Genomic DNA, 11,383 nt, shown 5'->3' on the forward strand with positions numbered 1-11,383 from the left:
AAGGTTGCCCACCGATCGGCCGGATCGGGCCGCCGGCGGTCGCCGCCCCCGGATCAGGCCGACAGCGGCCGCTGTACCTTGATCGATTGCAACAGCCCCACCGCGACCCACACGGCGAACATCGACGATCCTCCGTAGGAGACGAACGGCAGCGGCAGGCCCGCCACCGGCATGATGCCCAGGGTCATCCCGATGTTCTCGAAGGCCTGGAAGGCGAACCAGGCGATGATCCCGGCCGCGACGATCGTCCCGTACAGCTCGGTGGTCTCCCGGGCGATCATGCAGGCGCGCCACAGCACCACGCCGAGCAGGACCAGTATCAGCCCGGCCCCGATGAAGCCCAGCTCCTCCCCCGCCACCGTGAAGACGAAGTCGGTCTGCTGCTCGGGCACGAACTGCCCGGTGGTCTGGGAGCCCTTGAACAGCCCGGAGCCGGTCAGTCCGCCGGAGCCGATCGCGATGCGCGCCTGGTTGGTGTTGTAGCCGACTCCCGCCGGGTCGAGTTCGGGGTTGGCGAAGGCCGCGAAACGGTTGATCTGGTACTCGTCCAGGATGCCGAGCTGCCAGATCAGGACGGCCCCGGCCGCGCCCGCGCCCATCAGCCCCAGCACCCAGCGGTTGGAGGCGCCGGAGGCGAGCAGCACGCCGAGCACGATGACGACCATGACCATGACCGAGCCGAGGTCGGGCATCAGCATGACGATGCCCATCGGGGCGGCGGCCAGGCACAGCGCCTTCACGACCGTGCGGTGGTCGGGGTGTTCGAGGTCGCCGGCGTCCACCCGGGCCGCCAGCAGCATCGCCATGCCCAGGATGATCGTGATCTTCACGAACTCGGAGGGCTGGAGGGAGAACCCGCCGCCGATCACGATCCAGGCGTGCGCGCCGTTGATGGTCGCGCCGAGCGGGGTCAGGACGGCCAGGACCAGCACGAGCGAGAGTCCGTACAGGATCGGCACCGCGCCGCGCAGGGTGCGGTGCCCGAGCCAGACGGTGCCGATCATCAGCACCAGGCCGATCCCGGTGTTCAGGGCGTGCCGCTCCAGGAAGTAGTACGGGTCGCCCTGGTTCAGGTTGGTCCGGTTGCGGGTCGCCGACCACACCAGCAGCGAGCCGATGAAGGACAGCGCGATCGCGGAGAGCAGTATCGGCCAGTCGAGCCGGCGCAGCACCGAGTCGCGCGCGGTGAGCCTGTTCAGCGCCCCGCGCTGCTGGGGCGTGTACCGGGAGACGGAGAACTTGTTGGCGGTCTGCATCGGTCCTCAGTCCTGCTTCGCGACGGGCGGGGCCGGCGGTCCGGCGAGGGGCGGCGGCGCGTCCTCCGGGGACGGGGGGACGTACGGCTTGATCTCGGGGGCGTCGATGGAGCCGTCCGGCTGGATGGCCGGCAGCTGCGCCTGCGGCTTGGGGAGCAGGGCCTTCGACAGGTCCTGCTTGCCGGCCATGTCGAGGCCGTAGATGGCGTTGTAGACGTTGCGCACGGCCGGGCCGGAGGCGCCGGAGCCGGTGCCGCCCTGGGAGATCGTCATCACGATCGTGTAGTCGTCGGTGTACGTGGCGAACCAGGAGGTGGTCTGCTTGCCGTAGACCTCGGCGGTACCGGTCTTGGCGTGCATCGGGATCTGCTTCTGCGGCCAGCCGCCGAAGCGCCAGGCGGCGGTGCCGCGGGTGGCGACGCCCTCCAGCGCTTCTCCTATCTGCTGCCGGGTCTTCTCGTCCATGGGCAGCTTGCCGTGCGCCTTGGGCTGGATCTCCTGGACGCTCTTGCCGTCGGCGCTGACGATGGCCTTGCCGATGGTCGGGTTCCACATGGTGCCGCCGTTGGAGATGGCCGCGTAGATGGTGGCCATCTGGATCGGGGTGACGAGGGTGTCGCCCTGTCCGATGGAGTAGTTGACGGCGTCACCGGCGCGCAGGAGGTTGCCTTCGAGGCAGTTCTCGTAGTTGAGCAGCTCGACGTAGGTGCCGCCCTTCTTGCCGGTCTTGCACCACTGGTCCTTGTTGGCCGCCCAGAACCGCTGCTTCCACTGGCGGTCGGGGACGCGGCCCGTCTCCTCGCCCGGCAGGTCCACGCCGGTCTCGGCGCCGAGGCCGAACTGGTGGGCGGCCTTGAAGAAGATGTCGCCGGGCTGCTTGACGGGCTTGAGGCCGCCGTCCTTGAGCCACTGCTGGTGGGCGAGGCCGTAGAAGACGGTGTCGCAGGAGACTTCGAGGGCCTGGCCGAGGGTGATCGAGCCGTGGCCCTGGGACTCGAAGTTCTTGAAGACCTGGCCGCCGATGGAGTACGAGCTGGGGCAGGGGTAGCTGCCGTCGAACTTGTACCCGGCGTTGACGGCGGCCGTGGTCGGGATGACCTTGAAGATGGAGCCGGGGGCGGCCTGGCCCTGGATCGCCCGGTTCATCAGCGGGACGTTGGACTCCTTGGCGGTGAGCTTGGCGTACTCCTTGCCGGAGATCCCGCCGACCCAGACGTTGGGGTCGTAGGTGGGGTTGGAGGCCATGGCCACGACGCGGCCCGTCTTGGACTCCAGGACGACGATGGCTCCGGCGTCGGCCTTGTAGGGGACGCCGGTGTTGCGGTCGATCTGCTTGCGCGCCTCGACCATCGCCGCGTTCAGCTCGTATTCGGCGACCGCCTGGACCCGGGCGTCGATGCTGGTGATGACGTGCGCGCCCGGGACGGCCGGGTCGTTCTTGGCCTCGCCGATGACCCGGCCGAGGTTGTCGACCTCGTAGCGGGTGACGCCGGACTTGCCGCGCAGCTCCTTGTCGTACGTGCGTTCCAGGCCGAAGCGGCCGACCTGGTCGGAGCGCAGGAACGGGGAGTTGGTGTTCTTGGCCTTCTGGATCTCGTCGTCGGTGACCGGGGAGAGGTAGCCGAGCACCTGGCCGGTGTTGGCGCCGCCGGGGGCCGGGTAGCGGCGTACGGCGGTGGGTTCGGCGGTGATTCCGGGGAAGTCCTCGGGGCGTTCGCGGATCTGGAGGGCCTGCTGGGTGGTGGCCTCCAGGGTGACCGGGATCGGCTGGTACGGGGAACCGTTCCAGCAGGGCTGCGGGGTCTTGGAGTCGCAGAGCCGGACCTTGTCCATGACGTCCTGCGGCTTCATGTCCAGTACGCCGGCGAGCCGGGTGAGGACGCCTTTGCCCTTGTCCTTTATCTTCATCAGCTCGGTCCGGCTGGCGGACACGACCAGGCGCGTCTCGTTGTCGGCGAGCGGCACTCCGCGGTCGTCCAGGATCGAGCCGCGCACGGCGGGCTGGACGACCTGCTGGACGTGGTTGTTCTTGGCTTCGTCGGCGTACTCGGCGCCGTTGCGGATCTGGAGGTACCACAGGCGTCCGCCGAGGGTGAGCAGCAGCGAGAAGACGAGTACCTGGATGATGACGAGCCGGATCTGCACCCGGGGGGTGCGGCCGGTCTCCGGAATGTTGGTCACGCCTGGTCCCCCGTCACAGCTTCCTGACGCTCTTCACGCCTTTGACACCCTTGACGCCCTTTATGCGGCCGGCCCGGTTGGCGCGGCCGCGCGCCGTTTTCAGCCGCAGGCCGCCGCGCTGGCTGCCGATCCGCAGTCCGGTGCCGCCGGCCAGCCAGCCGGAGGACACGTCCTTGCCCTGCGGCGGTCCGCCGCCCGCGTCGACGGCCATCGGGTCGTTCTCGGCGCGGCGGGCGAGGGCCATGACGAGCGGCACGGTGAAGGGCGCGAGGAGCAGGTCGTAGAGCGTGGCGGTGAAGAGCAGTTCGGTGAGGCCCACGTGCCGGGCGGCGGTGTCGCCGACGAGGGCGCCGACGCTCGCGTACAGCAGGGTGGAGCCGATCGCGGCGGCGACGACGGTCGTCATCGGCCCCCAGGCGGAGCGGAACCGCCCGTTGTCGGGGCGGGCCAGGCCGACGAGGTAGCCGATGACGCAGAGTACGAGGGCGTACCGTCCGGCGGCGTGGTCGGCGGGGGGCGCGAGGTCGGCGAGCAGTCCCGCGCCGAAGCCGACCAGGGCGCCGCTGACGTGTCCGTAGACCAGGGCCAGGGCGACGACGGTGAGCAGGAGCAGGTCGGGTACGGCGCCGGGGAGTTGGAGCCGGCCGAGGACGGTGACCTGGATGACGAGGGCGACCACGAGCAGCGTGGCCGAGAGCAGGATCCGGTTGAAGCGCATGGGCGGTCAGCTCCTACTCGTCGGCCGGCTTGGCGGGGGCACTGGCGGACGCCGACGGGGTCACGGTGACGGTGACGGTCGGGGTGGGCTTCACTTCGGGCTTGGGCGGCAGGACGGCGTCGCGCGGGTCCTCGCGCGGCGGCATCACGACGACGCCGACGATGTCCAGGCGGGAGAAGCCGACGAACGGACGCACCCACACGGTGCGGGTCAGGTCGCCCCGCGAGGGGTCCACTTTGACCACCTCGCCGAGCGGGACGCCCGGCACGAAGGGCTTGTTGCCGCGCGAGCCGAAGGTGACGAGCCGGTCGCCGGGGGCGATCTTGGCCTTGCCGTTCAGCATCTGGACCGACAGTGCGCGGTCGCCCTGGCCGGTGGCGAAGCCGAGTTCCCCGGTCTTCTCCAGGCGGGTGCCCACGGTGAAGTTGGGGTCGTTGGCGAGGACCACGGTGGCGGTGTCGGGGCCGACGGTCGCGACGCGGCCGACGAGGCCCTCGCCGTTGAGGACGGTCATGTCGCGTTCGATGCCGTCCTTGCTGCCGGCGTCGATGGTGACGGTCCAGGAGAAGCCCTGGGCCGCTCCTATCCCGATGACTTCGGCGCCCTTGATGCCGTACTGCCCGGCGCCCGCCCGCTTGAGCATGTCGTCGAGTTCGTGGATCCGGCTGCGGGTCTGGTCGTCGCTGCCCAGCTTCGCCTTGAGCGCGGTGTTCTCGCGTTCGAGCGTCTTGATCCGGTTGTGGCGCTCGTCGGAGTCCCGTACGGCGCCTATGGCGTGGGCGACGGGGTCGACCGCGGTCGCCACGCCCTTCTCCACGGGGCCGAAGACCGCCGCGGCGGCCTGCCGGGCACCGTCGACCGGTGACTCCTCGCCCGCCCTGATGTCCACCGTGATCAAAGCGAACGCGATGGCGATCAGCAGCACCAGGAGCAGCCGGCTCTCTCGTGTGTCCCTCACGTGCGGCGGCGTGCCTTCCTCGTAGGTATTCGCGGTGCCGGAGCCGCTCCGACGGAGCCGGGGCTCGCACCGGACTGTGCCTGTATATCAACGATCCGCCGCACAGGCGCGGTAGCACCCGTACGGCGGATCCTTGTGTTCCACATGCCCCGTTACGGGGATTTCGATCAACGCCGGGGCTGGGCGTCCAGGACCTGCTGGAGTGCTTCGAACTCCTCGACGCACTTGCCGGAGCCGAGGGCCACGGAGTCGAGGGGGTCCTCGGCGATGTGGATCGGCATGCCCGTCTCGCGGCGCAGCCGCTCGTCGAGTCCGCGCAGCAGGGCGCCGCCGCCGGTGAGGACGATGCCGCGGTCCATGATGTCGCCGGAGAGTTCCGGCGGGCACTTGTCGAGGGTGGTCTTCACTGCGTCCACGATGGCGTTGACCGGTTCCTCGATGGCCTTGCGGACCTCGGCGGCCGAGATGACGACCGTCTTCGGCAGGCCGGAGACGAGGTCGCGGCCCCGGATCTCGGTGTGTTCGTCCTTGTCGAGGTCGTACGCCGACCCGATGGTGATCTTGATCTGCTCGGCGGTGCGTTCGCCGAGGAGGAGCGAGTACTCCTTCTTGATGTGCTGGATGATCGCGTTGTCCAGCTCGTCGCCGGCCACCCGGATGGACTGTGCCGTGACGATTCCGCCGAGGGAGATGACGGCGACCTCGGTGGTGCCGCCGCCGATGTCCACGACCATGTTGCCGGTGGCTTCGTGGACGGGCAGGCCCGAGCCGATGGCGGCGGCCATCGGCTCCTCGATGATGTGTACCTGACGGGCGCCGGCCTGGGTGGACGCCTCGATCACGGCGCGGCGCTCCACTCCGGTGATGCCGGAGGGGACGCAGACCACGACGCGCGGACGAGCCAGGTAGCGGCGCTTGTGGATCTTGAGGATGAAGTACCGGAGCATGCGCTCGGTGATCTCGAAGTCGGCGATCACGCCGTCCTTGAGGGGCCGTACGGCGACGATGTTGCCGGGCGTCCGGCCGATCATCTTCTTCGCCTCGGAGCCGACCGCCAGGATTCCGCCGGTGTTCGTGTTGATGGCGACCACGGACGGCTCGTTCAGGACGATCCCCCGGCCCCTCACGTACACCAGCGTGTTGGCGGTCCCGAGGTCGATCGCCATGTCACGGCCGATGAACGACATGTTGTTCCCCTTGTTCCCCATGAGGAGCGTCTGGCCTTCCAGTTGATAGCGGCTGCTGTCAGGTCGGCGAGGTGGGTGTGTGGGTGGAGGCCCCATCGTAGTGCCGCAGGTACGGACATCGCGCGACGGGACTCCGGCAATCCCGCCGGAACGGATACCCGCCCCCTTAGTGGTGACGTCGTGTCTTGCACATGCGTTCCCGTTCGCCGCCCGTCATACCGAAGGGCGACCGAAATTACTTCGGTCGCCCCAGGTCATGAGCGCTGTTTGGCTGATCTCGCGGCGGGGCGACCGGCGCGTCGGCGACCCGGCACGGGTTCCGGATCGGCGCGGCACGGGTTCCGGATCAGCTCGCCGCGGGCTCCGGATCGGCTCAGAGGGCGGGGAAGAAGAGCTTCAGCTCGCGCTCCGCCGACGCCTCGGAATCCGAGGCGTGGATGAGGTTCTCCCGGGTGATGGTGCCGAAGTCACCCCGAATGGAGCCGGGCGCGGCCGCGATCGGGTCGGTGGGACCCGCCAGCTGGCGGACACCCTCGATCACGCGCTCGCCCTCGACGACGAGGACGACGACAGGGCCGCTCGCCATGAAGCCCATGAGGGGCTCGTAGAAGGGCTTGCCCTTGTGCTCGCCGTAGTGCGTCTCCAGGGTCTCCTGGTCCAGCGTGCGCAGCTCCAGGGCGGGAACGGTCCAGCCGGCCTTCCGCTCGATCCGGCCGATGATCTCGCCGATCAGGCCACGACGGACGGCGTCGGGCTTGAGGATGACGAGAGTGCGCTGGGTCATGTGGTAACTCCTTGCGGCATACGGGTGCGGTCCGACGAGGCTACATGGGGGCCCGGGGCGGGCTACGCCTCGGCCTGCGCCTCGCTCTGCGCCGCCCAGCGGGCCTTGGCGGCGTCGACCTTGCGGCCGTAGTGCACCGAGCACCACCACAGGCCCGCGAAGACCGCTCCCAGGAAGAACATCGTCGGGACGACGAACCCGCTCAGGATCAGCCCGATCTGCAGCGCCCAGCCCAGCCCGACGGCGCCGGGGCGCGACAGCATCCCGCACAGCAGCACGGAGAGCAGCATCGCGATCCCGCACACCGTCCACACCGTCGCCTGGGTGAGGTCCGGGTCCTTCATGGCCACCAGGCCCGCGAAACCGATCACGAAGAACTCGCCGATCAGCGTCGAAGCACACAGCGTGCGCATTCCTCAGCCCCTCTTCAGCAGCAGGCGGGCCTCGCCCACCGTGATCACGGACCCGGTCACCAGGACCCCGGCCCCACCGTATTCGGCCTCTTCCTCCGCCAGGGTGATGGCCGCCTCCAGCGCGTCGTCCAGCCGGGGCTCCACCTGCACCCGGTCCGGTCCGAAGACCTCGACCGCGATGGCCGCCAGGTCGTCGGCCGACATCGCCCGGTGGCTGGTGTTCTCCGTGACGACGACCTCCGCGAAGATCGGCTCGAATGCCTCGAAGACCCCCTTCACGTCCTTGCCGTCGCTCGCGCCCACGACTCCGATCAGCCGGCTGAACCCGAACGCCTCGGTGACCGCCTCCGCGGTGACCTGCGCCCCCGCCGGGTTGTGCGCGGCGTCCAGGACCACGGTCGGGCTGCGCCGGACGACCTCCATGCGGCCCGGCGAGGTCACCGAGGCGAAGGCCCGGCGGACGGTGTCCGCGTCCAGTTCCCGGGCGTGCTCGCCGCCGACGCCGAAGAACGCCTCGACCGCGGCCAGCGCCACCGCCGCGTTGTGCGCCATGTGGGCGCCGTACAGGGGCAGGAAGATGCCGTCGTACTCGCCGCCGACGCCGCGCAGGGTCAGCATCTGGCCGCCGACCGCCACCTCGCGGGAGACGACGCCGAACTCCATGCCCTCGCGGGCCACGGTCGCATCGGCCTCGACGGCCTTCTTGAGCAGCACCTGCGCCGCGTCCACCGGCTGCTGGGCCAGGATCACGGTGGCGCCCTGCTTGATGATGCCGCCCTTCTCCTGGGCGATCTCGCCCGGAGTGGAGCCGAGCCGGTCCGTGTGGTCCAGGCTGATCGGGGTGATCACGGCGACCGCGCCGTCGATCACGTTGGTCGCGTCCCAGGACCCGCCCATGCCGACCTCGACCACCGCCGCGTCGACGGGCGCGTCCGCGAAGGCCGCGTACGCCATCCCGGTGAGCACCTCGAAGAACGACAGGCGGTACTCCTCGGCGGCGTCGACCATCTCCACGTACGGCTTGATGTCGTGGTACGTCTCGACGAACCGCTCGGCGCTGATCGGCGCCCCGTCCAGACTGATCCGTTCGGTGACCGACTGGACGTGCGGGCTGGTGTAGCGGCCGGTGCGCAGGTCGAAGGCGTTCAGCAGGGCCTCGACCATGCGGGCGGTGCTGGTCTTGCCGTTGGTGCCGGTGATGTGGATGGAGGGGTAGGCACGCTGCGGCTCGCCCAGGACGTCCATCAGCGCGGCGATGCGCGAGACGGACGGCTCCAGTTTCGTCTCGCCCCAGCGGGTGGACAGCTCCTGCTCCACCTCCTGCAGCGCCTTCGCCACCTCCGGGTCGGCGGGCGCGGCGGGCACCTGCTCGCCCTGCGGCGCTCCGCCGTGTGCGCGCAGGGTGCGGCTGCCGGCCTCGATCACCGCCAGGTCGGGGTCGCGGTCGGACTCCTCCGCGACGATCCGGTCGAACTCGTCGCTCGCGTGGAAGGGCCGGCCGAGGTCGTCGGGGCCGTGGCTGTCGGGCTGCTGCTCACTCACGAGGACCAGTCTACGGACGAGGACCCGGGGGACCTTCGGCCCGGCCGTTTCGGGACCTTCGACTGCCTTCGCGACCGTTTCGTTATGCAAGCCTTGCGGGCAGCAGATAGGGGAACGAATGCCGCAGGCCAGCACGGACAGGACGGCTTCCAGCCGTGACATAGGGATCGACCTGGGAACCGCGAACACCCTCGTCTACGCCCGGGGGCACGGGATCGTCCTCAGTGAGCCGTCCGTGGTGGCGGTCAGGGCGGGTACGACGACGGCCCTGGCGGTGGGGACGGAAGCCAAGGAGACCATCGGCCGCACGCCGGGCTCCATCACCGCGATCCGCCCGCTGCGGGACGGCGTGATCTGCGACTTCGAGGCCGCCGAGGAGATGATCCGGCACTTCGTGCGCAAGGCGGTCCCCGGCCGCCGACCGCGCACCCGGATGGTGATCTGCGTACCGTCGGGCGTCACCCAGGTCGAACGGCGGGCCATCGTCCAGGCCGCCACCCGGGCCGGGGCCAAGTCCGTACACCTGATCGAGGAACCGATGGCGGCGGCGATCGGCGCAGGGCTACCGGTCTCCGAGGCGCGCGGCTCGATGGTGGTGGACATCGGCGGGGGCACCTCGGAGGTCGCCGTCATCTCGCTGGGCGGCATCGTCACCTCGCGGTCGTTGCGCGTCGGCGGCGACCGGATGGACACGGCGATCACCGACCACGTGCGCAAGGAGCACGCGCTGCTCATCGGCGAGCGCACCGCAGAGGACGTCAAGGTCGCCATCGGCTCGGCCTGGCCGGTCCCCGGCCTGCCCGAGCTGGAGGACCGCACCCACACCGTGCGCGGGCGCGAGAAGGTCGCCGGCATGCCGAAGACGCTGGAGCTGACGGCGCTCGACGTGCGGGCCGCTCTCGACGAGCCGGTGGAGGCGATCATCGCGGCCGTGCGCGCCACCTTGGAGGAGTGCCCGCCCGAGCTGTCCGGTGACGTGATGGAGAGCGGCATCGTCCTGACGGGCGGCGGGGCCCTGCTGCCGGGGCTGGACCTGCGCATCGCCTCCGCGACCGGCATCCCGGTGTTCGTGGCGGACGCGCCGCTGGACTGCGTGGCGCTCGGCTCGGGCCGGTGCGTGGAGGACATGGACAGCCTCAGCAGCCTGCTGGCCCCGGCGAAGGGCTGACGACTCCCTAGCCGCGCGGCAGGGTCGCCTCTACGACGAAGGTGTCCTCGGTGCGGGTCGTCGTCAGGGTTCCGCCCAGGCTGTGGACGCGCTCGGCCATGCTCGCCGTGCCCGAGCCGGCCGAGACGGGGGCGCGGGCCGGATTGCGGCCGGCGAGGCCGTTGGCGACGCGGATGCGCAGGCACCGGCCGTCGGCCGTCACCGACACCTCGATGGTCTGGCCGCGGGCGTGCTTGGCGGCGTTGGTCAGGCACTCCTGCACCACCCGGTAGACCGCCGCCTGGCGCAGCGGCGACAGTGCCCGCGCCTGAGGGTCCATCACCAGCCGTACCGGCGAGCCCGCCCGTCCGCTCTGCCGGGCGAGCTCTTCGAGCCCGTCCACGCCGGGGGTCGCGGCCCGCTCCCCGCGTTGCACGATGATCTCGTTCAGCACCAGGTGGGCGCGGCGCGCCGTGTCGGCGAGCTCCTCGAAGTCCTTGGCGTACGCGCTGTCGCGGGCCCGCACCGACAGCACCTCCGAGCGCACCGTCAGCAGGGTCAGCTCCCGCCCGACGAAGTCGTGGACGTCGCGGGCGACGGAGGTCCGTTCGTCCTGGACCGCCTGGAGCACGGCGGACTCGGCCCGGCGGGTGTCGAGTTCGCGCACGAGGTCGTGCCGGTACGCGGCGATGCCGACGGCGGAGGCGAGCACCCCGATCGGCACCACCAGGCTGAGGAAGGCGCTGAGGGTCTCGGCCCTCGGCTCGGGCCAGCCCGGCAGGCTGAACACGGCGAGCGCGAAGACCACGTAGCCGGCGGTGGCGAGGATCCCGGCCCGGCGGCCCCGGTAGCGGCCGACGGAGTACAGGGCGAACTGGATCAGCGTCAGCTCGTGCAGCCAGCCGATGAACAGCAGCGCGGTGACGTACGCGACCCAGGGCAGCCGCCGCCGGACCAGCAGGCTCGCGCATCCCGCGGTGAGGACGGCTGCGGCGGCCGGGCCGTTCAGGGAGTTGTCGGCGGCGGCGAGGCCCGGCAGGTCCAGCGCCATCAGGCCGAGGCAGCTCAGCGCGGTCAGGACGTCCAGCGCCCGCGGCGACCCGGCCCAGCCCTCGGTGACCCGGCGGCCGGCGGCCACGACCCGGTGGAACGCCGAGGCGACGGGCTTGACGTGCATGCCTTCCATCATGCGTGGTC

At 70.6% G+C, this 11,383-nt stretch carries 10 protein-coding genes; 1 reads left to right on the forward strand and 9 read right to left on the reverse strand.

Annotated elements, in window-relative coordinates:
- Positions 1–53: 53 nt before the first annotated feature.
- The 8 genes from rodA to folC form a co-directional block, all read right to left on the reverse strand.
- The gene (rodA, locus tag ACZ4M3_RS12475; RefSeq protein WP_467731697.1) at positions 54–1,256 is read right to left on the reverse strand and encodes a rod shape-determining protein RodA; all 1,203 of its coding nucleotides are present in this window, start codon (positions 1,254–1,256) and stop codon (positions 54–56) included.
- A gap of 6 nt (positions 1,257–1,262) precedes the next feature.
- Positions 1,263–3,437 carry a penicillin-binding protein 2 gene (gene mrdA / locus ACZ4M3_RS12480; RefSeq protein WP_467731699.1) on the reverse strand — a complete coding sequence of 725 codons (2,175 nt, stop codon included), beginning with the start codon at positions 3,435–3,437 and terminating at the stop codon, positions 1,263–1,265.
- A 13-nt stretch (positions 3,438–3,450) separates the two neighbouring features.
- Entirely contained in the window at positions 3,451–4,155 is a 705-nt protein-coding gene (gene mreD, locus ACZ4M3_RS12485; protein ID WP_467731701.1) for a rod shape-determining protein MreD, read from the reverse strand.
- A 13-nt stretch (positions 4,156–4,168) separates the two neighbouring features.
- Positions 4,169–5,113 (reverse strand): rod shape-determining protein MreC, encoded by a 945-nt coding sequence (mreC, locus tag ACZ4M3_RS12490; protein ID WP_467731703.1) that lies wholly within the window; start codon positions 5,111–5,113, stop codon positions 4,169–4,171.
- Between the two features lie 167 nt (positions 5,114–5,280).
- Positions 5,281–6,300, reverse strand: a complete 1,020-nt coding sequence (locus ACZ4M3_RS12495; protein WP_008738981.1) for a rod shape-determining protein — start codon at positions 6,298–6,300, stop codon at positions 5,281–5,283.
- A gap of 373 nt (positions 6,301–6,673) precedes the next feature.
- Positions 6,674–7,084 (reverse strand): nucleoside-diphosphate kinase, encoded by a 411-nt coding sequence (gene ndk, locus ACZ4M3_RS12500; RefSeq protein WP_136216939.1) that lies wholly within the window; start codon positions 7,082–7,084, stop codon positions 6,674–6,676.
- Between the two features lie 62 nt (positions 7,085–7,146).
- Entirely contained in the window at positions 7,147–7,497 is a 351-nt protein-coding gene (locus ACZ4M3_RS12505) for a DUF4233 domain-containing protein (RefSeq protein ID WP_467731705.1), read from the reverse strand.
- A 3-nt stretch (positions 7,498–7,500) separates the two neighbouring features.
- Complete coding sequence (folC, locus tag ACZ4M3_RS12510; RefSeq protein ID WP_467731706.1) at positions 7,501–9,039, reverse strand: bifunctional tetrahydrofolate synthase/dihydrofolate synthase; 1,539 nt, start codon at positions 9,037–9,039, stop codon at positions 7,501–7,503.
- A gap of 118 nt (positions 9,040–9,157) precedes the next feature.
- On the opposite strand from folC, the gene ACZ4M3_RS12515 reads away from it, so the two are divergent.
- Entirely contained in the window at positions 9,158–10,207 is a 1,050-nt protein-coding gene (locus ACZ4M3_RS12515; RefSeq protein ID WP_467731708.1) for a rod shape-determining protein, read from the forward strand.
- Positions 10,208–10,214: 7 nt separating this feature from the next.
- Here the strand turns inward: ACZ4M3_RS12515 and ACZ4M3_RS12520 are convergent, their stop codons facing one another.
- Positions 10,215–11,363: a sensor histidine kinase gene (locus tag ACZ4M3_RS12520; RefSeq protein ID WP_467731710.1), complete on the reverse strand. Its 1,149-nt coding sequence runs from the start codon at positions 11,361–11,363 to the stop codon at positions 10,215–10,217.
- Between the last annotated feature and the right edge of the window lie 20 nt (positions 11,364–11,383).

It is taken from the genome of Streptomyces sp. NPDC026522 (genome assembly GCF_055567555.1).